Raw genomic sequence first — 20,962 nt, 5'->3', positions numbered from 1 at the left:
GGGAGCGCCGACGCGCGGATCGGGGGAGGTTCTCCGTGGGGAGCGGAGGCCTTACGGCGCGGGGGGAGAGAAGGGCTCGGTGTGCTGCTGGGCGATGAGGTCCGCCACGGGGGAGGCCTCTGGCACACCGAGCCGCGTGAAGATCGCGTGCGCCTCCTGGAGGCACGCGAGCCCGCGAGCGGGCTGGGCGAGGGCGAGCAACGCCTCGCCCAGCGCGGCGTTGGCCAGGCCCTGGCAGTAGGCGGAGTCCATCTCCTGGCCGATCGCGAGCGACTCGCCGGCCGCCTCGGCGGCGTCGGCGTGCTGCCCGGCAGCCAGCAGGGCGGAGGCGAGGCGGGCCAGGGTGTAGCCCTCCCAGAGGGGGTTCTGGTGGGACTGGAACAGCTGGTGCGCCTCGCGCAGGTACTCGACGGCTGCTCCCGGCTCATCGGTGGAGGAGAGCACCACGCCCGTTTGGTAGAGGGTGTCGGCGAGGCACGGGCCGTTCCTCGACGTCCGGGCCGTCGTGACCGCTTCGATGACCGAGCGCACCGCCGTTTCGGTGTCGCCCAGCCTCAGTTGCGCCCGGGCCATGTTGCCGAGCAGCCGGGCCTCGTTGATCGGAACGCGCACCACCCGGCTGATGGCGAGGGCCTGCTCGAAGAACGAGATGGCCTCGGCCGGGCGGTTCGTCAGGCTGAGGATGATGCCCAGATCGTTCGTCGTCGCCGACCGAAGAATGGTCATCTCCTCGGCACCCTGAAGGCTCAGGCTGTTCCGGAGCGACCGTTCGGCGCCCTGGAAGTCATTGGTGATCGACTGGAGCGTTCCGAAGGCGAAGTGCACCCGGGCGAGCGCGGCGGAGTCCCCGGAGGCAGCGGCATTCTGTTCGGCGGTCTCCAGGGAGCGGCGCACGCGGGAGCCGTGGGTGGGATCCCCGACCAGGCTGTTCAGGACGATCAGCAGGTCGACGGCCGGTCGCAGGACGAAGCCCGGCCCTCGGACGGCCGCCTCGACCGTGCTGAGCAGGAAGGTGATCTCGGTCCGGAGCCATTGCCGCGCGTCCTGGCTCGTCGGCAGGTCCAGGCCTGAGGAACTCAACGGATTGAGCGGTTCCGGGAGCCGGTCGTCGGGCTCGATGACCTGGGCCGCGTTGCGGACGGTCGGAACGAGCAGGTCGAGCAGTCGCAGCACCGCCCGTTCCTGCTCCGCGGCGTCCCCGATCCGCTCGTTCTGCCGCTGGGCGTACAGCCGGAGCAGGTCGTGGTAGCGGTAGCGGCCCGGGGTGAAGCACTCCAGCATGTTCGCCTCGACCAGCGCCTCCGCGAGGTCTTCGGCGGTGTACTCGTCCACGCCGAGCAGCGCCGCGGCGGCCGCCAGCGGGACGTCGGGGGAGTCGATCAGGGCGAGGAGTCGAAAGGCGCGGGCCTCGTCGGTGGACAGCTGTCCGTAGCCGAGCCCGATGGTGGTCTCCACGGCGAGGTTGCCGAGTTGGAGTTCGTCCAGCCGTCGGCGCTGGTCCGCTAACCGGCGGGCCAGGTCGGAGACGCTCCAGCGCGGTCGGCTGGCCAGCCGGGCGGCGGCGATGCGGACGGCGAGCGGCAGGAAGCCACAGGCGGCGACCACCTTCATGGCCGCTTCAGGCTCGGCGGCGACCCGCTGCTCGCCGACGATGGCCGAGAAGAGCGCCAGCGCCTCGTCCGGGGTCAGCTCCTCCACGTCGAACAGCTGGGCGCCCGGGATGCCGGCCAGCCGGGAGCGACTGGTGGCGAGGACGGCGCAGCCGGAGACGCCGGGGATCAGCGGTCGGATCTGGTCGGCGTCCCGCGCGTTGTCGAGCAGGATGAGCATCCGCCGGTTGGCGAGCAGCGAGCGGTAGAGGGCGGCGCGCTGTTCGAGCGAGTCGGGGTTCTCGGTGACACCGAGGGCGTGCAGGAAGTCGCCGAGGACGACGACCGGGTCGGCGGGCGAGGCGCCGGCCCCGCGCAGGTCGACGTACAGCTGGCCGTCCGGGAACTCGGCGCGGACGCGGTGGGCGACGTGCACCGCGAGGGTGGTCTTGCCGACGCCGCCGATTCCGGCCAGGGAGGTGACCACCACGGCCTGGCCGGTGGCGTTCATCAGGACGGTGGAGAGGTCGCCCACCAGTTCCGTTCGACCGCTGAAGTCAGAGACGTCAGCGGGCAGTTGAGCCGGAGCCGGCGGAGCGGCCGGACCCTCCTCGCGGGGCGCGGGGGCGGGTGCGGCCGGAAGGACGAGATCGGGATCGGCCGCCAGGATGCGGGTGTGGATCGCGGACAGGCCCGCACCCGGCTCGACCCCGAGCTCCTCGATCAGCAGCTTGCGGGTGTCGGTGTAGACGCCGAGCGCCTCGGCCTGGCGCCCGCAGCGGTACAGCGCCAGCATCAGCAGCTCGCGCAGTCGCTCGCGCAGCGGGTGTTCGGCCGTCAGGGTGTTGAGCTCGCCGACGATCTCCGCGTGCAGGCCGATGTCGAGGGCGACGGTGCACAGCTCCTCCGAGGCCGCCACCTGGCGTTCTCCCAGTCGCAGCCGCTGGGCGTCGGCGTAGGGGCCCGGAATGCCGGTGAGGGGTCGGCCGCTGAACAGGGCCAGCGCCTGCGACAGCAACCGGTGCGCTTCGTGCTTGTCGCCCGTCGTGCGGGCGGCCGAGGCTTCGGAGGAGAGCCGCTCGAAGACCGTCAGGTCGAGCGCCTCGCCCGGGACGCGCAGCGCGTAGCCGTCGGCGACCGAGACCAGGAGTTCGGCGGGGCGGCGCACCTCCCGCCGGGGCTCGATGACGGAGCGCAGGCGCGAGATGTAGGTGCGGAGCGCGGCCACGGCCTGGGCCGGAGGCCGGTCGCCCCAGAGGGAGTCGACCAGGTCCTGGGTGGTGACCGGACGGCCGGAGTGCAGCAGAAGGGTGGTCAGAACCGCCTGCTGCTGGGGGGAGCCGAGGGAGAGGGGCTTTCCGTCGAGCCAGGCCTGAACCGGACCGAGGACTTGGAAGCGCAGCGCAGGGCCCTGCGGCGTCTCCCGAAACTCCATGAAGTCCCCCGATGGCCTGTGGTGTCGATTCCGTGAAAGGGCGCTCGGCGGTCCGCCGCGGTGCTTCAGCTTAGGCGGGCGCCTGACTCTGCCGGACAGCGCCGCAAGTCGCACGATGTTTATCGGACATTTAATCAACCCTACGATACTGTCCCGGCGCCCGCGCCACGGAGGTCGGGCTGGACACAATTGATGACCGAAAGGCGGCCGCCCAATGGCCAACGACCAGAGCGAGACCCCGGCGGCGTCGACGCCCGAGAACGGGACGAAGACCGACGCCCCGGCAGCCGCTGTGGAGGCGGGCAAGGCTGTCGAGGGCGCGGTGGCCGCGTCCTCGAACCCGACCGAGTACACCGCGCCGACGGACGCGCAGAAGAACACGATCGAGAACGACTTCTTCGGTGACGAGGCCGACCACGTGGTGGAGCCCGCCACGCCGGCCACCGACAAGTCGGGCGAGGTCTACGAGCCGGAGGGCATGATCTCCGGCCACCCGTAACCCGCGCGGTCCGAGTGCCCCCGTGCCCCCGTCCGGGCGCGGGGGCGCTGTCGGATATGTGCACGCCAGTTCGTGCGCCGGTGCGCTGGTGGCCGATTCCCGTTCCCGGTGCACGCATGGTGACCGGCGTCATCCGTAACGTGCCCGGCGGTGTGCGTGGGGCGTTCCGGAATTCCGGATTCACCGGCGGGATAGCAGGGTCCGGAATGTAACTGTTCGCGGGGATTTCGCCGGAATTACCGGAGGCGAAGTCATTCAGCCGAATCGAGGGGCCCGGGAACGGGCGAGACGTGGTGCGGTTCGGCGGCCCATTCGAGGCCGCCGCCCTCGGGGCGCAGGTAGTGCTCGCCGCCGATGGTGTCCATGTAGATGCCGGTGCGTCCGGTCCTCCGGTCGAGGACGAGTTCACCCACGTGCGGTCGGTAGGCCGGGGCGTTGCGCTGTCGGATGCTCACCGCTGTGCTCCTCGCTCGGTAGGCGACTGGCCAGCATCTCTAGAGAAGCTAATATCTCTAGAGATGTCAACGGTCGTATCGGCTTACTAGCGGCCGCGGGCGCGCCTACGATTTGTCCGAGGCAGAGGGAGCGGCGATGACCGGCAGCAGTGGCGACAAGCAGCCCAAGTACCAGCGGATCGCCGACGCGCTGAAGGCGGCCATCGACACCGGCCGGTACCGCGCGGGCGACCGCCTGCCCGGCGAGAACGACCTCATGGACGAGTACGGCGTGGCCCGGATGACCGCCCGCCAGGCGCTGGGCGTGCTGCAGAGCGAGGGCATCGCCGAGGCGCGCCGCGGCGCCGGGGTGTTCGTGCGGGACTTCCGGCCGCTGCGCCGGCGCGGCATCCAGCGGCTGGCGCAGGGGCAGTGGGGGTCCGGCCGGTCGATATGGTCGGCCGACATCGACAACCGCAGCCTGGTGGTCGACCAGGTGTCCGTCACCGAGCGGGGCGCGCCCGAGCACGTCTCCCGGGTGCTCGGCGTGGACCCGGGTGCCGCGATGTGCGTACGGAACCGCCGCTTCGTGCTGGACGGCAAGCCGGTGCTGCTCTCCACCTCCTACCTGCCCGCCGGTCTGGTCGCCGGTACCGCGATCACCCGCGAGGACACCGGCCCCGGCGGCACCTACGCCCGGCTGGCCGAGATCGGCGCCAAGCCCGTGCACTTCCGCGAGGAGGTCCGCTCCCGGATGCCCAGCGGGGAGGAGTCCACCCGCCTGGAGCTGTCCGCCGGCACCCCGGTGATCCTGATCTGCCGCACCGCCTTCGCCGACGAGGGCCAGGTGGTCGAGCTCAACGAGATGATCCTGGACGCCGCCTCCTACGTCCTGGAGTACGACTTCGACGCGTGAGCGCGTGCCGCCCGGCTGCTGCTACTGGTAGTGGTAGCGGGCCTTGAGGACCTTCACTTCCTTCTCGTCGGCCCGGTACACCAGTCGGTGCTCGTCATCGATCCGGCGGGACCAGTAGCCGGCCAGGTCGCCCTTCAGCGGTTCGGGCTTCCCGATGCCACCGAACGGGTCGCGCTGGATCTCGCCGACGAGGCGGGTGATCCGCTGGGCCATCCTCCGGTTCGACGCGAGCCAGAACAGGAAGTCCTCCCAGGCGTCCGGGTCGAAGTGGACGCTCCTCACACCTCTCCTGCCAGGGATTCCAGCTCCTCCATGGTCCGGCTGACGCCGGCCTGACCGGCCCGATCGCGGGCGACGGCCTCCATGAGCCGCTGGGCGTTGGCAGGTGAGCGCAGGAGGTGGATCGTCTCCTGCCACGAGTCGTAGTCCTCGGCGGACATGAGGACCGCGTCCCCGCTCTTCGAGGTGATCCTTATGGGGGCGTGGTCGTCGTTGACCTTCTTGATCAACGGGAAGAGCTGCGTGCGGGCCTCGCTTGCGCTGATCGCCACCGTCGTGCCTCCATCTGCGTACCGTGTCCCCGTACCGTGATGGTACGAGTTCTCCGTACCACGTGCCACGAGAAGACCGCCCCGGTCGCAGGGCGGCCGGGGCGGTCCGGGGGCGTGCGGGGTCATTCCCCGGGCGTGCGGGCTACTCCTTCGAGCGGACCCGCAGGTTGGTGATCAGCGGGCCCTCCGTGGTCTCGCGGAAGAAGTCGTTGCCCTTGTCGTCCACCACGATGAACGCCGGGAAGTCCTCGACCTCGATGCGCCAGACGGCCTCCATGCCGAGCTCGGCGTACTCCAGCACCTCGACCTTCTTGATGCAGTCCTGGGCGAGGCGGGCCGCCGGGCCGCCGATGGAGCCGAGGTAGAAGCCGCCGTGCTCGGCGCAGGCGTCGGTGACCTGCTTGCTGCGGTTGCCCTTGGCGAGCATGACCATCGAGCCGCCGGCCGCCTGGAACTGGTCGACGTAGGAGTCCATCCGGCCGGCCGTGGTGGGGCCGAAGGAGCCGGAGGCGTAGCCCTCGGGGGTCTTGGCCGGGCCCGCGTAGTAGACCGGGTGGTCCTGCAGGTACTTGGGCATGCCCTCGCCGGCGTCCAGGCGCTCCTTGATCTTGGCGTGGGCGATGTCGCGGGCGACGACCAGGGTGCCGGTGAGCGAGAGGCGGGTCTTCACCGGGTACTTGGAGAGCTCGGCGCGGATCGCGGACATCGGCTGGTCGAGGTCGATGCGCACCACGTCGTCGTCGAGGTGTTCGTCGGTGGTGTCCGGCAGGTACTTCGCCGGGTCGGTCTCCAGCTGCTCCAGGAAGACGCCCTCGGCGGTGATCTTGCCCAGCGCCTGGCGGTCGGCGGAGCAGGAGACGGCCATGGCGACCGGCAGCGAGGCGCCGTGACGCGGCAGGCGCACCACGCGCACGTCGTGGCAGAAGTACTTGCCGCCGAACTGGGCGCCGATGCCGATCTTCTGGGTCAGCTCGGTGACCTTGGCCTCCAGCTCCAGGTCGCGGAAGCCGTGGCCGGTCTTGGCGTTGCCCGAGGTCGGCAGGTTGTCCAGGTAGTGCGCCGAGGCGTACTTGGCGGTCTTCAGCGCGAACTCGGCGCTGGTGCCGCCGATCACGATGGCCAGGTGGTACGGCGGGCAGGCCGCGGTGCCGAGCGAGCGGATCTTCTGCTCCAGGAACGAGAGCATGCTCGCCTCGTTCAGGATGGCCTTGGTCTCCTGGTACAGGTACGACTTGTTGGCGGAGCCGCCGCCCTTGGCCATGAAGAGGAACTTGTACGCGTCGCCGTCGGTGGCGTACAGCTCGATCTGGGCCGGCAGGTTGTTGCCGGTGTTCTTCTCGTCCCACATGGTCACCGGGGCCATCTGGGAGTAGCGCAGGTTGAGCTTGGTGTACGCGTCGTACACGCCGCGCGCGATGGCGGACTCGTCGCCGCCCCGGGTGAGCACGTTCTGGCCGCGCTTGCCCATGACGATCGCGGTGCCGGTGTCCTGGCACATCGGGAGGATGCCGCCGGCCGAGATGTTGACGTTCTTCAGCAGGTCGAGCGCGACGAAGCGGTCGTTGGGGCTGGCCTCCGGGTCGTCCAGGATGCGGCGCAGCTGGGCGAGGTGGGCGGGGCGCAGGTAGTGCGAGATGTCGTGCATCGCCTCGGCCGTCAGCAGCCGCAGGGCCTCGGGCTCGACCTGGAGGAAGGTGCGACCGCCCGCCTCGACGGTGGAGACACCCTCGGAGGTGAGCTTGCGGTACGGGGTCGGGTCAGCGCCCAGGGGGAGCAGGTCGCTGTACTCGAAGTCTGGCGTGGGAGCCATCGGGGCGGTCCTTAGCTATCCAGTGGTCCGGCTGCGTCGGCGAAGCACCATCCAGGGTAGGACCCGGCCGGAGCCGTCCTGCGGACAGGTCAGCCTTGCGTGACCGGGCTCACTCGGGCAGTAGTGCGAGCGACTAGGCTGGCCCCCGTGGACAACTCGCCGTCGCACGACGATCCGGGGCAGCCGGTGCCGGCGCCCGTACCGATGACCAAGTCCGAACTCAAGCCCGAACCAAGGCCGGAGGCGAAGCCCGGGGCCAAGCCGCAGCCGTCGCACGCGCCGGCGGCGCAGGCGGAGATGCGCGTCTCGGACGCCGACCGCGAGAAGATCGCGGAGCTGCTGCGCGACGCCTACGCCGAGGGGCGCCTGGACGCGGACGAGCACGCGGAGCGCATCGAGGCCGCGTACGCCGCCAAGACCTTCGGCGACCTGGCGCCGCTGACCCGGGACCTGCCGGCCCGGCCGCTGTCCTTCGAGAAGCAGCCGCTGGGTGCGGCGGCCCCGACGCCCCAGCCGCCCGCACGGCAGGAGTCGCCGGCGGTGGTGGCGATCTTCGGCGGCGCGTCCCGGAAGGGCCGCTGGCGGGTGGGTTCGCACCTGAAGGCCTTCGCCGCGTTCGGCGGGGTGGAGATCGACCTGAGCGACGCGGTCTTCGAGTCGCCCGAGGTCGAGATCGTGGTGATGGCGATGTTCGGCGGGGTCGAGGTCCGGGTGCCGGAGAACGTCAGCCTGCAGGGCGGCGGGGTCGGCCTGTTCGGCGGCTTCGACGTCCGCGAGCAGACCGCTGCGGACCCGTACGCTCCGGTCGTCCGGGTCAAGGGCCTTGCGATGTTCGGCGGTTGCACCGCCAAGCCGCGCCGGGGCAAGAAGCTCAAGGAGTGGGTTCGCCGCCAACTCGGCACCGAGTAAACCCTGTTGACCAGCACAGCGCCCGACCGGGAGCCAACTCCCGGTCGGGCACTTGACGTTGTGGCCGGTGCACTCCGTAGTCGATTGCGTGCAGTGTGCATGAATCGCGGCCGGGCGGGGTAGTTCCTTCCGCACATCGCTTCTTGTACGGCTGCGCACCGGAGGCGGCCGAGCGGCCGTTCCGGGGGTTGGACAGCGGGGGCTCGCAGCCGGGCAGGGGAGCGGGGTTCCCCGTGTCCGAGAGCCTCGTCAGGAGTACGGCCGTGCTGCATCCGATCGAGTCCCGCACCACCTCGCCAGTCGCCGCCGCGCAGCTGCTGGAGCGCCGGCCCGGCGTCCGCCCGCAGCCGCAGCCCCCGGGCGGCCCGACGGGTGCCCCCGCGGGCGAGGACGACCCCTGGCACACCGGCGCGGCGTGCCGGCGGGACGAGGTGGGGCTGTTCTTCGCGCCCTCCAAGGAGCCCACGGCGGCCCGGCTGTCCCGCGAGGAGCAGGCCAAGCAGGTCTGTGCCCGCTGCCCGGTGCTGCTGGAGTGCCGCGAGCACGCGCTGGCCCAGCCGGAGCCGTACGGCGTCTGGGGCGGGCTGACGGCCGCCGAGCGGCGGGTGGTGCTGGCCCGGCGGCGGCGCCGGGACGGCGAGCTGCGCGAGGCGGCCCGGGTGACGGCGGCCGCCGGGCGCCGGATAGCCGGGTGACGGCGGGCCGAAGACCCGGGAGTCGGGCGCCGCGGGGCCGGGGGCCAGGGGCCGGACGTGCCGCGGCCCCGGCGGAGGGGGATTCCGCCGGGGCCGCTGCCTGCTGTCCGCAGAACGCGCCGTTTCCGGTTCGTCAGTTGGCGCGGTCGAAGTCGATCGCGCTGTAGGCCCGCAGCTTCGAGAGCTTGTGGGTGGAGTTGATCTCGCGGATGGTCCCGCTCTTGGAACGCATCACCAGCGAGCTGGTGGTGGCGGTCTCCGAACGGTAGTGCACACCGCGCAGCAGTTCGCCGTCGGTGATGCCGGTGGCGACGAAGAACACGTTCTCGCCGCTGACCAGGTCGTCGGTGGTGAGCACCCGGTCCAGGTCGTGGCCGGCGTCCAGGGCCTTCTGCCGCTCGGCGTCGTCCTTGGGCCACAGCCGGCCCTGGATCACGCCGCCCATGCACTTCATCGCGCAGGCCGCGATGATGCCCTCCGGGGTGCCGCCGACGCCCATCAGCAGGTCGACGCCGGTGCCCTCGCGGGCGGCCATGATGGCGCCGGCCACGTCGCCGTCGGAGATGAACTTGATCCGGGCGCCCGCCTCGCGGATCTCCCGGACCAGGCCGTCGTGGCGCGGGCGGTCGAGCACGACGACGGTGACGTCCTCGACGGCGCTGCCCTTGGCCTTGGCGACCCGGCGGATGTTCACCGCCGCCGGGGCGGTGATGTCGACGAACTCGGCGGCCTCCGGGCCGGCCACCAGCTTGTCCATGTAGAACACGGCGCTGGGGTCGAACATGGTGCCGCGGTCGGCCACGGCCAGCACGGCCACGGCGTTGTTCATGCCCTTGGCGGTGAGGGTGGTGCCGTCCACCGGGTCCACCGCGACGTCGCACTCGGCACCGGTGCCGTCGCCGACCCGCTCGCCGTTGTAGAGCATCGGGGCTTCGTCCTTCTCGCCCTCGCCGATGACGACGACGCCGTTCATCGAGACGGTCGAGACGAGGGTGCGCATCGCCTTGACGGCCGCGCCGTCCGCGCCGTTCTTGTCGCCACGGCCGACCCACCGGCCGGCGGCCATCGCGGCCGCCTCGGTGACCCGGACAAGTTCGAGCGCGAGGTTCCGGTCCGGAGCCTCGGGCGCGACCTCCAGGGCGCTGGGAAGGTGGTGCGGGTACTGCGTGGTCATCGTCGTTACCTCTCTGTACGCGACGGCCAGTGAGCGCCCGACTACTGCCTGGTCGAACGCCGTGGTGAGGGTTCTGCGATCGTATCTGCCCACGAGATGACTGTCTGTGGCGCGGGTCGCCATGCTCAGGCGAAAACCACCGCTTCGTCCCGGTTCACCCGTACGTGGGCACCCCGGGTGGCCGTGCCGTTGTGTGGATGAGTCACCATGTGGGGGTGGCTGCAGAGAGCAAGGGCATGAGGGGTCGCCAGACCGTACGGGACATGGTCCTGTCGATGGTGGCGGTCGGTTTCGTCGTCTGGATCGGGTACCTCTTCCTCCCGCACGACGCCGACGGCGATCCGGTGCACGTGGTCGAGTACAAGGTGGCCGCGGCCACCGCCAAGCGTGCCGCGCCGTACCCGCTGCTCTCCCCGGACGGGCTGTCCGACAAGTGGCGGGCCACCTCGGTCAGCTACCGCTCGGCCGACCAGAGCAACGGCAAGGGCAACGCCTGGCACCTGGGCTTCGTGACGCCGTCCGGCCAGTACGCGGCGGTCGAGCAGAGCGACGCGCCGCGCGACTCGCTGCTCGCCGACAAGGTCCGCGGCGGCAAGCCGGACGGCACCTCCGACGTGGACGGCCACACCTGGGACCGGGTCCAGGGCGAGAAGGCCCGCGCGCTGACCGCGCAGACCGGCTCCGGGACGACCGTGCTCACCGGCACCGCCTCCTACGAGGAGCTGGCCGAGCTGGCGCAGGCGCTCAAGTAGCGCCGCCCCGCACCCGAACGCCGAAGGGCCCCGCACCGGACGAACCGGTGCGGGGCCCTTTCGCGCGGGCCGGTCAGACCGTGGTGACGACCTCGTCGTACGCCAGGCGCGGCGAACGCGGGAACCAGGCGTCCTCGCCCGGCTTGCCGATGTTGACCACGGCCAGCACCGAGTGCTCGCCGTCGCCGAAGAACTCCTTGTTGATGCCCTCGGCGTCGAAGCCGGTCATCGGGCCCGCGGCAAGGCCGGCGGCGCGCACGCCGATGATGAAGTAGGCGGCCTGCAGGGCGCCGTTCAGCGTGGCGGACTGCTCGCGGACGCTGCGCTCCGAGAAGAACATGTCCTTGGCCTGCGGGAAGTGCGGCAGCTGGGTCGGCAGCTCCTCGTGGAACTCGTTGTCCACGGCGAGGACGGCGACCAGCGGGGCGGCGGCGGTCTTGGCCTTGTTGCCGTCCGCCATGTGCTGGACGAGGCGCTCGCGGCCCTCGGCCGAGCGGACCAGGACGACGCGCAGCGGCTGCTGGTTGAACGCGGTCGGGCCGAACTTGACCAGGTCGTAGATGGCCTGGACCTGCTCCTCGGAGACCGGCTCGTCGGTGAAGGTGTTCGCGGTGCGCGCCTCGCGGAACAGCAGGTCCTGAGCGGCGGCGTCGAGTACCAGGGCGTCGGTGGTCATGCTTCTGCACCTCATGCGGGAGGGGGTTCGTCGGTGTGACCGGCCGTGGCCGATCAGTTCCTCCAACATAGGTGAATCTTCAACGATTCCCCAAGTCGATGTGATCCACCTCACGCCCTCCGCCGGGTCGCGCCCGCCCCGGCCGCCTCACTCGCCGCCCGGGGCCCCGCCGTCCTCGGCCGCCAGAGCGGCGTCCAGCCGGGCCCGGGCGCCGTCCAGCCAGCGCTGGCACACCTTGGCCAGCTGCTCGCCGCGCTCCCACAGGGCCAGCGACTCCTCCAGCGACGTGCCGCCGTTCTCCAGCTGCCGGACCACGTCCAGCAGCGCGTCCCGGGCGTGCTCGTAGCCCAGCGCGTCGTCCGGGTTCGGGGCCGCCGCCGCGTCCTGCTGCTCCTGCTGCTCCTGCTGCTCTGCCATGCGTGCCAGCGTAGGGGGTGGGACGGACACCGCTAGTCCTCCTCGGCCACGGTGACCGGGAAGCCGCCGCCCGCGACCCGGGCGTGCAGCCCCTCGCCGGGCGCGACCTGGGCCGGGTCGGTCACCACCGTGCCGTCCGTCCGCTGGAGCACCGCGTAGCCGCGCTCCAGGGTGGCCGCCGGGGAGAGCGCGACCACCCGGGCCAGGGTGTGCCCGAGGTCGCTCTGTGCGTGGTCCAGCCGGTGCCGCAGGGTGCGCCGGGCCCGCTCCAGCAGGCCCTCCACCTCCTGGCCGCGTCCGTCCAGCATCCGGTGCGGGGCGGCCAGCGACGGGCGGCTGCGCAGCCCGTCCAGCCCGTGCTGCTCGCGCTCGACCCGGGCCAGCACGTGCCGGCGGGCGCGGTCGCGCAGCTGGCGGACCTTGGCCAGCTCCTCGCCGACGTCCGGAACCACCCGTTTGGCGGCATCGGTCGGCGTGGAGGCGCGCAGGTCGGCGACGAAGTCCAGCAGCGGCTGGTCGGGCTCGTGCCCGATCGCGCTGACCACCGGCGTACGGGCGGCCGCGACCAGCCGCACCAGGCCCTCGTCCGAGAACGGCAGCAGGTCCTCCACGCTGCCGCCGCCCCGGGCCACGATGATCACGTCCACCTCGGGGTGCTCGTCCAGCTCCCGCACCGCCGCGCTCACCCGCTCCACCGCGCTGACCCCCTGCACCGGGACGTTGCGCACCTCGAAGCGGACGGCCGGCCAGCGCCGCCGGGCGTTCTCCAGCACGTCCCGCTCGGCCGCCGAGCCGCGCCCGGTGACCAGCCCGACGCACTGCGGCAGGAACGGCAGCGGCCGCTTGCGCTCGGCCGCGAACAGCCCCTCCCCGGCGAGTCGCCGCTTCAGCTGCTCCAGCCGCGCCAGCAGCTCGCCCAGGCCCACCGGCCGGATCTCCGAGGCGCGCATCGACAGCTGCCCGCGCGCCGCGTACCACTCTGGCTTGGCGTGCACGACGACCCGCGCGCCCTCCTGCACGACGTCCGCGACCTGGTCGAACACCGAGCGGAAGCAGGTCACCGTGAGCGACACGTCCGCCTGCGGGTCCCGCAGGGTCAGGAACACCACGCCCGCCCCGGGGCGGCGGCTGAGCTGGGTGATCTGCCCCTCCACCCACACCGCGCCGAGCCGGTCGATCCAGCCGCCGATCAGCGCGGAGACCTTGCCGACCGGGAGCGGGGCTTCGGGGGAGCTGGTGTTGGCCATGGGACGAGGCTAGCGGCGCCTGCCGACACTGCCCGGCGAACCCTGCACTCCGAGCACCACCAGGCCGACGGCCAGCCAGACCAGCCCGACCAGCTGGGCGGTGGCCGAGGCCTCGTAGACCACCGCGCCGATCACGGCGATCCCCAGCAGCGGGACGACGAGGTGCCGCAGCCGGTCCCGCGAGCCGTGCTGCACGGTGTACCAGCCGATCACCGAGGCCTGCAGCAGTGCGAAGGCGGTCAGCGCGCCCACGTTCACCACCGAGGTCAGCCGGTCCAGGCCGTCGTCCCGGTTCGCCGCCCAGACCGCCGCCGCCATCGTGATCACCGCGGCGGCGAGCAGCGCCCGGCGCGGCACCGCACTGGCCGGGTCGACCGAGCCGAGCACGCGCGGCAGCCGTCCGTCCCGGGCCATCGCGAAGACCAGCCGCCCGGCCGCGGCCTGCCCGGCCAGGGCCGCGAAGGCCGCGCCGATCGCCTTGCTCGCCGCCACCAGCACGTGCAGCCAGTGCCCGATGCCGCTCTCCACCGTGTCGTAGAAGGCCGAGCCCTGCGCCACCGGATCGGCCGCCAGCTGCCGCGGACCCAGCGGCTCCAGCAGCGCCGCCAGGTAGGTCTGCGTCACGAACAGCACCCCGGCCAGCGCCAGGCACCAGAGCAGCGCCCGGGCGACCGCCTCCGAGGCGCCGACCGCCTCCTCCACGAAGGTCGCGATCGCGTCGAAGCCCAGGTAGGAGAGCACCGCGACGGACACCGCCGCGACCACGGCGGTCGACGAGAAGCCGCCGACGGCGGTGAACGGGGTGTCCCAGCCCCGCCGGGCGCCGTCCTGGGCCAGTGCCACCACGGCCGCGACCACGAACACCAGCAGCACCGCGATCTCCATCGCGAGCACCGCGAAGCCGACCGCCGCCGCCGTCCGCACCCCGACCAGGTTGAGCGCGGTGGTCACCACGACCGCGATCGCCGTCCACACCCAGCGCGAGACGCCCGGCACCAGCGAGTGCAGCGCGATCCCGGAGAACAGGTAGGCCACCGCCGGGATCAGCAGGTAGTCGAGCATCGCCATCCACCCGGCGATGAACCCCGGCCCATCGCCCAGCCCGGCCCGGGCGTAGGCGAACACCGACCCGGTCTGCGGCACCGCGCGCACCATCTGGGCGTACGAGAAGGCGGTGAATCCCATCGCCACCGTGGCGACCAGGTACACCGTGGCGACGGCCCCGTGGCTCTTGGCGTCCAGCACGCCGAACACGCCGACCGGGGCCATTGGGGCGATGAACAGCAGCCCGTAGACCATCAGATCGCGGACGCCCAGGCTGCGGCGCAGGCCGCTCGGCGTCGCCTGCTCGCTCGCAGAGCTCATAGACACCACATTTGAGCACTTGTGATCGGGTCTGTACGGAAAATGCCCGTTGTCGGCGCGGCTCCCCGCCCCGGGCGGCGCCGCCCGCTGCCGCCCGTACGATGGAGCCATGTCCAACACCGCGCCGCGCCGTGTCCTGCTCGCCGCCCCCCGGGGCTACTGCGCGGGCGTCGACCGCGCCGTGATCGCCGTGGAGAAGGCCCTGGAGCAGTACGGGGCGCCGATCTACGTCCGCAAGCAGATCGTCCACAACAAGTACGTGGTGCAGACCCTGGAGAAGAAGGGCGCGATCTTCGTCGACGAGACGGAGGAGGTGCCCGAGGGCTCGATCGTGGTCTTCTCCGCGCACGGCGTCGCGCCGTCCGTCCACGACGAGGCGCGTGCCGGCAGGCTCGCCACCATCGACGCCACCTGCCCCCTGGTGACCAAGGTGCACAAGGAGGCCGTGCGCTTCGCCGACGAGGGCTTCGACATCCTGCTGGTGGGCCACGAGGGCCACGAGGAGGTCATCGGCACCATGGGCGAGGCCCCGGACCGGATCCACCTGGTGGACGGTGCCGAGGACGTCGCCAACGTGCAGGTCCGGGACGAGTCCCGGGTCGTCTGGCTGTCCCAGACCACCCTGTCGGTGGACGAGACCATGGCCACCGTCGGCGAGCTGAAGAAGCGCTTCCCGGCGCTGGTCAGCCCGCCCAGCGACGACATCTGCTACGCGACCCAGAACCGCCAGGTCGCGGTCAAGCAGATGGCCCCCGAGACCGACCTGCTGATCGTGGTCGGCTCCAAGAACTCCTCCAACTCGGTCCGCCTGGTCGAGGTCGGCCTGGAGTACGGCGCCAAGGCCGCCCACCTGGTGGACTTCGCCGAGGAGATCCGCGAGGAGTGGCTGGAGGGCGTCGGCACCGTCGGCCTGACCAGCGGCGCCTCCGTCCCGGAGATCCTGGTCGAGGGCGTGCTCGAATTCCTGGCCGCGCGCGGTTACGACACGGTCGAGACCGTCAAGACCGCCGAGGAGCACCTGACCTTCTCGCTGCCCAAGGAGCTGCGCCGCGACCTGCGCGCCGAGGCGGCCGGCAAGCTCTGACGCTTCCGGAGGACCCGGCACCCCCTCGCGGGGTGCCGGGTCCTTTGCTGTGCGGCCTGCCTGTTGCGTCCTGCTCTCCGCGGTGCCGGTCTCCGCCGCTCTTTGCGGTGCGGGCCCGTGCGCGCTCTCGTAGCTTTGTTCACAGGCTGTGGACAAGCGGGTCCGCGGCGACAGCGGAGGGTGGACGTGATGACGGCGGTATTCGGCGTGGACATCGGCGGCTCGGGCATCAAGGGCGCACCGGTCGACCTCGCCCGGGGCGCGCTCGCCGAGGAGCGGTACAAGGTGCTCACCCCGCAGCCGTCCGCCCCCGAAGCCGTGGTCGCCGCCGTGTGCGAGGTGGTACGCCACTTCGACCACCGGGGCCCGGTCGGGCTGACCTTCCCCGGCGTGGTGGTCGACGGCCGGACCAGGACGGCGGCCAACGTGGACAAGGGCTGGATCGGCGTGGACGCCGAGGGCCTGTTCCGCGAGGCGCTGGACCTGCCGGCGACCGTCCTCAACGACGCCGACGCGGCCGGCCTCGCCGAGACCACGCACGGCGCGGGCCGCGGGCGCTCCGGCGTCGTCATGGTGCTCACCTTCGGCACCGGCATCGGCAGCGCGCTCTTCGTGGACGGCGCGCTGGTGCCCAACACCGAGCTGGGCCACCTCGAACTGCGCGGCAAGGACGCCGAGCGGCGGGCCTCCTCGGCCGCCAAGGAGCGGCACGGGCTGAACTGGGCGCAGTGGGCCGGGCGGGTCGACGAGTACCTGGACCTGGTGGAGATGCTGTTCTCGCCGCAGCTGATCGTGATCGGCGGCGGGGTGAGCCGCAAGCACGAGAAGTTCCTGCCGCTGCTGAAGGAGCGCGAGGCGGGGGTGGTGCCCGCGGAGCTGCGCAACGACGCGGGCATCGTCGGGGCCGCGATGGCGGCGGCCCGCGCGGCGGGCTGAGGCCCGCGCCGGGTGGTCCGGCCGGTCGGCTGAGGCCGGTTCAATGCGACCGCCGGAACGGCCGCTCCCGCCCCGGGGTCGGCGGGAGCGGGTTCAGCGGGAGCGGTGGAACCGGCGCTGGGCGACGAAGCGCGCGAGCACGATCAGCGCGGCGAGCCCGGTGCCGGAGAACAGCCAGCCGGCCCGCAGGGCCAGCCCGGTCGCGAGCGAGACCACCTGGGCGGTGACGCCCGAGGAGCCGACCGGTGCGAGCAGCAGCAGGGCCGCGGCGAAGGCGATCGGCCCGCTGATCGGCGCGGCCAGCAGGTCGACGTAGCGGACCCGGACGGCCAGCTGGAAGCAGACCACCAGGTAGCCGAGGCCGAACAGCCAGCCGAGGTCGCCGAAGAGCAGCCGGTCCAGGCCCGCCACCGCCAGCGTGGCCAGGACGGCGACCACCCCGGCGCCGATGGCCGTCAGCCGGGTCGGCCGACCGGTCCGGCGCCGCCCGTACGGCTGCTCGTCGCCGCGCCCGCGCAGCGGCAGCCGCAGCCGCGGGCCGGCCGGGCGGGCGGGTCCGGAGGGGCCGGTCACCGGCCGTAGTCGGGAGGCGGGGGCGGACCCGGCCGTCTCGGGAGCCCGGCCTGGACCGGGGACGGAGGCTGCGGCCGCGCCGTTCGGCGGACGGCGTCTGGGCCCTGGCGGCTGGGTTCGGATGCGCTGCTCCACCCGCCCAACGTACGGTCCGATCATCGCCACACTGTGTAATGGACCGTTCAGGTCTTGCCCCGTGTCTCCGGATGGCTTAGTCATGTGATCGTCGATCGGGCGGCTGACCTGCCAGGCCGAGCCGACACATCATGATCATCGGATCGTCCCACGGGGGTTCACATGACCGGTTTCACGTTCGAACGGCTCGACCACGTCCAGCTCGACATCCCGGCCGGCGCCGAGGACGAGTGCCGCGCGTTCTGGTCCGGCGTGCTCGGCATGACCGAGCTGGAGAAGCCGCCGGTGCTCGCCGCCCGCGGCGGCTGCTGGTTCCGCGGCGGTGGCGTCGAGGTGCACCTGGGCGTGACCCCGGACTTCCGCCCGTCCCGCAAGGGGCACCCCGGGATCCTGGTGAACTCGCTGGACGCACTGGCCGAGCGCCTCGCCGCGCACGGCCACGAGGTGCTCTGGGACGACAACCTGCCCGGCCACCGGCGCTTCCACAGCGCCGACACGCTGGGCAACCGGCTGGAGTTCCTGGAGCCCCGGGCGGCGTCGACCGAGGCGTGAGGCAGCGCGGGCGCTGCCCGTAGACTTGGGGGTCGGCCCGTACGGTGCCGACCCAACTCCTCCAAGCCCACGGGACTGCGCTTCATGTCGCTCACGATCGGAATCGTCGGCCTGCCGAACGTCGGCAAGTCGACCCTGTTCAACGCCCTGACCAAGAACGACGTGCTGGCGGCCAACTACCCGTTCGCCACCATCGAGCCGAACGTGGGCGTGGTCGGCGTCCCGGACGAGCGGCTGGCCAAGCTCGCCGAGATCTTCGGCTCCCAGCGCATCCTCCCGGCGACCGTCGACTTCGTCGACATCGCCGGCATCGTGCGCGGCGCGAGCGAGGGCGAGGGCCTGGGCAACAAGTTCCTCGCCAACATCCGCGAGTCGGACGCGATCTGCCAGGTCGTGCGCGCCTTCACCGACCCGGACGTGGTGCACGTGGACGGCAAGGTGTCGCCCAAGGACGACATCGAGACCATCCACACCGAGCTGATCCTGGCCGACCTCCAGACCATCGAGAAGGTCCTGCCGCGGCTGCAGAAGGAGGCGCGCCTCAAGAAGGACACCGCCCCGGTGCTGGCCGCCGCCGAGGCCGCGCAGGCGATCCTGGAGACCGGCAAGACCCTCTTCGAGGCCGGCTTCGACACCGCCCCGATCCGCGAGCTCCACCTGCTGACCGCCAAGCCCTTCCTCTACGTCTTCAACGTGGACGAGGACGAGCTGGTCGACGAGGACTTCAAGAACGCCCAGCGCGAGCTGGTCGCCCCGGCCGAGGCGATCTTCCTCAACGCCAAGATCGAGTCCGAGCTGATCGAGCTGGACGACGCCGAGGCCCTCGAACTCCTCCAGTCCATGGGCCAGGAGGAGCCCGGCCTCGCCACCCTCGCCCGGGTCGGCTTCGACACCCTCGGCCTGCAGACCTACCTGACGGCCGGCCCCAAGGAGACCCGGGCCTGGACCATCAAGAAGGGCGCCACCGCCCCCGAGGCCGCCGGTGTCATCCACACCGACTTCCAGAAGGGCTTCATCAAGGCCGAGGTGATCTCCTTCGCCGACCTCGTCGAGTCCGGCTCGATCGCCGAGGCCCGCTCCAAGGGCAAGGCCCGCATCGAGGGCAAGGAGTACGTCATGCAGGACGGCGACGTGGTGGAGTTCCGCTTCAACGTCTGACGGCTGATGCGTGATCGGACCGCCCGCCCCCGTGCGCACGGGGGCGGGCGGTCCGGCGTCGGCGGGTGGTCAGCCGACGGTGACGGTGAGCAGGCCGTCCGGGGCGGGCGTGACGGTGACCGCGGTGAGGGTGTCGGCGTGGGCGTCCGGGTGGTGGGCGCTGGCGCGGGGGCCGATGCCGACGACGCGGATGCCGGCCGCCTTCGCGGCGGCGATGCCGGCGCCGGAGTCCTCGAAGGCGAGGCAGTCGGCGGGCGCGAAGCCGAGGGCGGCGGCGCCCTTGAGGAAGCCCTCCGGGTCCGGCTTGCCGGCACCGACGGACTCGGCGGTGATCAGGACGGGCGGCAGTGGCAGCCCGGCGGCGTCCATCCGGACGCGGGCGAGCGGCTGGTCGGCGGAGGTCACCAGGGCGTGCGGGAGGCGGGCCAGCGAGGCGAGGAAGGCGGCGGCGCCGGGGACCGGGACGACGCCGTCGGTGTCGCCGCGTTCGTGGTCGAGCATCCGCGCGTTCTCGGCGAGGTTGACCTCGACCGGGCGGTCGGGCAGCAGGGCGGCCATGGTGGCGTGGCCCTGGCGGCCGTGGGCGACGGAGAGCACCTCGGCCGGGTCCAGGCCGTTCTGCACGGCCCAGCGGCTCCACCAGCGTTCGACCACGGCGTCGGAGTTGACCAGGGTGCCGTCCATGTCCAGGAGGAGGGCGCGGGCGGTCAGCCGGGTGGGGGCGGCGGGCATGGGGGGCTCCATGGGGGGCTCCTCGACGGAAACGGAACGACAGCTGTTTGTTCCTCGATGATACAAAAGGTCAACCGAGCAGGTGGGCGTTGACCGTGCGGGCCTCCTCGGCCAGCTCCGGAAGCTCCACCACCTCGACCCCGGCCGCCTCCAGCAGGGCGGTGCCCTGGCAGTCGGTGACGAAGAGGTCCGGCTCGCGCCAGGCGACCACCACCCGCGGCACGCCCGCCGCGATCAGCCGGCGGGCGCACGGCACCGGCCGTGAGGCGCGCTGCCCGCAGGGCTCCAGCGAGCTGTATACGGTCGCCCCGCGCAGCCGGGGGTCGTCGGCCGGGAGCTTGGCCAGGGCCGCCTCCTCGGCGTGGTCGTGCGGGTCCGTCTCCCGGCTGTAGCCCTCCGCCAGCACCCGGCCGTCGGCGCCGACGATCACCGCGCCCACCGAGAACGCCGTCTCGGACGGCGGGCAGCGGCGGGAGAGTTCGACGGCCCGGCGCAGGTGGTCGAGGTCGGTGGTCGCGGGGCGGTTCACGGCGCGGGCTCCTTGGGGGCGTACCTGAGCAGGACGACGTCGCCCACGGTACGTGCCTCCAGCAGCCGCATCCGCCGGGCCGGTCCGCCCGGGAAGGCGGCCGGGCGGACGAACCGGGGCGCCTCGGCCTGGCCGACCAGCAGCGGGGCGACGGCCAGCTGCAGCTCGTCCGCGAGGCCCAGGGCCAGGAACTGGGTGTGCACGCCCCCGCCGCCCTCGACCATCAGCCGGCGCACTCCGCGCGCGCCCAGATCGTCCAGCACCGCGCCGAGGTCCACCGCGCCGCCGAGCGCGACCACCTCGGCCCGCCCGTCCAGCCGGGGGCGCAGGACCGCCGCCCCGGCGTCCGTGGTGTAGGCGAGCCTGGCGCCGCCGGTGTGCCAGAACCGCAGGTCGGCGGCGAGGTCGCCGCTCGCGCTGAGGGTGACCTTCAGCGGGTGCTCCGTCCGGCCCGCCGCCAGCCGGGCGGACCGGCGCGCGGGGTCGTTGACCAGCAGTCGCGGGTTGTCGGCGCGCAGGGTGTTGCCGCCGACCAGGATCGCGTCGGCGGCCGCGCGCTCCTCGTCCACCCGGTCGAAGTCGGCGGCGTTGGACAGCAGCAGCCGCTCGGGGGAGGCGTCGTCGAGGTGGCCGTCGAGCGACACGGCGGCGCTCAGCAGGACGAAGGGGCGCTGGCCGGGCATGGGCGGGACCGTTCTGTCGGGGGCGCCTCCACGGTACGGCGAGCGGGTGCGGGCCGGATGCCACCGGGCCGGAATGTGAGACGGAACTTCTCGACATGCGGAATGCGGAGT

Annotated in this window: 21 protein-coding genes and 1 pseudogene; 9 read left to right on the top strand and 13 right to left on the bottom strand. The window is 72.4% G+C overall.

Annotated features, from left to right (window positions below):
- Positions 1-51 precede the first annotated feature (51 nt).
- Complete coding sequence (locus ACIGG8_RS01425; protein ID WP_396544651.1) at positions 52-3,024, bottom strand: AfsR/SARP family transcriptional regulator; 2,973 nt, start codon at positions 3,022-3,024, stop codon at positions 52-54.
- Positions 3,025-3,238: 214 nt separating this feature from the next.
- On the opposite strand from ACIGG8_RS01425, the gene ACIGG8_RS01420 reads away from it, so the two are divergent.
- The gene (locus ACIGG8_RS01420; RefSeq protein WP_396544649.1) at positions 3,239-3,523 is read left to right on the top strand and encodes a hypothetical protein; all 285 of its coding nucleotides are present in this window, start codon (positions 3,239-3,241) and stop codon (positions 3,521-3,523) included.
- A gap of 251 nt (positions 3,524-3,774) precedes the next feature.
- Here ACIGG8_RS01420 and ACIGG8_RS01415 read toward each other — a convergent pair whose 3' ends face one another.
- The gene (locus ACIGG8_RS01415; protein ID WP_350522197.1) at positions 3,775-3,978 is read right to left on the bottom strand and encodes a hypothetical protein; all 204 of its coding nucleotides are present in this window, start codon (positions 3,976-3,978) and stop codon (positions 3,775-3,777) included.
- 136 nt (positions 3,979-4,114) lie between these two features.
- Between ACIGG8_RS01415 and ACIGG8_RS01410 the strand changes: the two genes are divergently transcribed.
- Positions 4,115-4,873: a GntR family transcriptional regulator gene (locus tag ACIGG8_RS01410; protein ID WP_350522196.1), complete on the top strand. Its 759-nt coding sequence runs from the start codon at positions 4,115-4,117 to the stop codon at positions 4,871-4,873.
- Positions 4,874-4,894: 21 nt separating this feature from the next.
- Here the strand turns inward: ACIGG8_RS01410 and ACIGG8_RS01405 are convergent, their stop codons facing one another.
- The 3 genes from ACIGG8_RS01405 to ACIGG8_RS01395 form a co-directional block, all read right to left on the bottom strand.
- On the bottom strand, positions 4,895-5,155 hold the full coding sequence (locus ACIGG8_RS01405) for a Txe/YoeB family addiction module toxin (protein WP_396544646.1): 261 nt from the start codon (positions 5,153-5,155) through the stop codon (positions 4,895-4,897).
- Positions 5,152-5,424 (bottom strand): type II toxin-antitoxin system Phd/YefM family antitoxin, encoded by a 273-nt coding sequence (locus tag ACIGG8_RS01400; protein WP_396544644.1) that lies wholly within the window; start codon positions 5,422-5,424, stop codon positions 5,152-5,154. Before ACIGG8_RS01400 ends, ACIGG8_RS01405 begins: the two co-directional genes overlap by 4 nt.
- A gap of 142 nt (positions 5,425-5,566) precedes the next feature.
- Positions 5,567-7,234, bottom strand: a complete 1,668-nt coding sequence (locus tag ACIGG8_RS01395; protein WP_396544642.1) for a fumarate hydratase — start codon at positions 7,232-7,234, stop codon at positions 5,567-5,569.
- 204 nt (positions 7,235-7,438) lie between these two features.
- Here ACIGG8_RS01395 and ACIGG8_RS01390 point away from each other — a divergent pair, with 204 nt between their 5' ends.
- The gene (locus tag ACIGG8_RS01390) at positions 7,439-8,143 is read left to right on the top strand and encodes a DUF1707 domain-containing protein (RefSeq protein WP_396544757.1); all 705 of its coding nucleotides are present in this window, start codon (positions 7,439-7,441) and stop codon (positions 8,141-8,143) included.
- Positions 8,144-8,406: 263 nt separating this feature from the next.
- Positions 8,407-8,838 carry a WhiB family transcriptional regulator gene (locus ACIGG8_RS01385; RefSeq protein WP_350522191.1) on the top strand — a complete coding sequence of 144 codons (432 nt, stop codon included), beginning with the start codon at positions 8,407-8,409 and terminating at the stop codon, positions 8,836-8,838.
- Between the two features lie 133 nt (positions 8,839-8,971).
- Here the strand turns inward: ACIGG8_RS01385 and glpX are convergent, their stop codons facing one another.
- A complete protein-coding gene (glpX, locus tag ACIGG8_RS01380; protein WP_224283188.1) occupies positions 8,972-10,012 on the bottom strand; it encodes a class II fructose-bisphosphatase in 1,041 nt (346 codons plus the stop codon).
- A 215-nt stretch (positions 10,013-10,227) separates the two neighbouring features.
- On the opposite strand from glpX, the gene ACIGG8_RS01375 reads away from it, so the two are divergent.
- Complete coding sequence (locus tag ACIGG8_RS01375) at positions 10,228-10,764, top strand: DUF4245 domain-containing protein (protein WP_350522190.1); 537 nt, start codon at positions 10,228-10,230, stop codon at positions 10,762-10,764.
- Positions 10,765-10,837: 73 nt separating this feature from the next.
- On the opposite strand, the gene ACIGG8_RS01370 is transcribed toward ACIGG8_RS01375, so the two are convergent.
- The 4 genes from ACIGG8_RS01370 to ACIGG8_RS01355 form a co-directional block, all read right to left on the bottom strand.
- Positions 10,838-11,440 (bottom strand): malonic semialdehyde reductase, encoded by a 603-nt coding sequence (locus tag ACIGG8_RS01370; RefSeq protein ID WP_350522189.1) that lies wholly within the window; start codon positions 11,438-11,440, stop codon positions 10,838-10,840.
- Between the two features lie 147 nt (positions 11,441-11,587).
- Entirely contained in the window at positions 11,588-11,857 is a 270-nt protein-coding gene (locus ACIGG8_RS01365) for an exodeoxyribonuclease VII small subunit (protein WP_396544639.1), read from the bottom strand.
- Between the two features lie 32 nt (positions 11,858-11,889).
- Positions 11,890-13,104 (bottom strand): exodeoxyribonuclease VII large subunit, encoded by a 1,215-nt coding sequence (gene xseA, locus ACIGG8_RS01360; protein ID WP_396544637.1) that lies wholly within the window; start codon positions 13,102-13,104, stop codon positions 11,890-11,892.
- A gap of 9 nt (positions 13,105-13,113) precedes the next feature.
- On the bottom strand, positions 13,114-14,469 hold the full coding sequence (locus ACIGG8_RS01355) for an APC family permease (RefSeq protein WP_396544635.1): 1,356 nt from the start codon (positions 14,467-14,469) through the stop codon (positions 13,114-13,116).
- 109 nt (positions 14,470-14,578) lie between these two features.
- Here ACIGG8_RS01355 and ACIGG8_RS01350 point away from each other — a divergent pair, with 109 nt between their 5' ends.
- Together ACIGG8_RS01350 and ppgK are read left to right on the top strand one after the other, a co-directional pair.
- Complete coding sequence (locus ACIGG8_RS01350) at positions 14,579-15,553, top strand: 4-hydroxy-3-methylbut-2-enyl diphosphate reductase (RefSeq protein WP_350522185.1); 975 nt, start codon at positions 14,579-14,581, stop codon at positions 15,551-15,553.
- A 189-nt stretch (positions 15,554-15,742) separates the two neighbouring features.
- Entirely contained in the window at positions 15,743-16,489 is a 747-nt protein-coding gene (gene ppgK, locus ACIGG8_RS01345; protein WP_350522184.1) for a polyphosphate--glucose phosphotransferase, read from the top strand.
- Positions 16,490-16,582: 93 nt separating this feature from the next.
- Here the strand turns inward: ppgK and ACIGG8_RS01340 are convergent, their stop codons facing one another.
- Positions 16,583-17,062, bottom strand: a complete 480-nt coding sequence (locus ACIGG8_RS01340; RefSeq protein ID WP_350522183.1) for a DUF6542 domain-containing protein — start codon at positions 17,060-17,062, stop codon at positions 16,583-16,585.
- 297 nt (positions 17,063-17,359) lie between these two features.
- Here ACIGG8_RS01340 and ACIGG8_RS01335 point away from each other — a divergent pair, with 297 nt between their 5' ends.
- Positions 17,360-17,749, top strand: a complete 390-nt coding sequence (locus ACIGG8_RS01335; protein ID WP_396544632.1) for a VOC family protein — start codon at positions 17,360-17,362, stop codon at positions 17,747-17,749.
- A gap of 84 nt (positions 17,750-17,833) precedes the next feature.
- The gene (gene ychF / locus ACIGG8_RS01330; protein WP_396544630.1) at positions 17,834-18,907 is read left to right on the top strand and encodes a redox-regulated ATPase YchF; all 1,074 of its coding nucleotides are present in this window, start codon (positions 17,834-17,836) and stop codon (positions 18,905-18,907) included.
- Between the two features lie 69 nt (positions 18,908-18,976).
- On the opposite strand, the gene ACIGG8_RS01325 is transcribed toward ychF, so the two are convergent.
- Positions 18,977-19,639, bottom strand: a complete 663-nt coding sequence (locus tag ACIGG8_RS01325; RefSeq protein ID WP_396544755.1) for an HAD-IA family hydrolase — start codon at positions 19,637-19,639, stop codon at positions 18,977-18,979.
- A gap of 70 nt (positions 19,640-19,709) precedes the next feature.
- Positions 19,710-20,851 (bottom strand): annotated as a pseudogene (locus ACIGG8_RS01320) (dihydrofolate reductase family protein).
- Between the last annotated feature and the right edge of the window lie 111 nt (positions 20,852-20,962).

The organism is Kitasatospora sp. NPDC085464 (assembly GCF_044541955.1).
Taxonomy (GTDB): domain Bacteria; phylum Actinomycetota; class Actinomycetes; order Streptomycetales; family Streptomycetaceae; genus Kitasatospora.
This window is presented reverse-complemented; position numbering and strand designations above follow the sequence as displayed.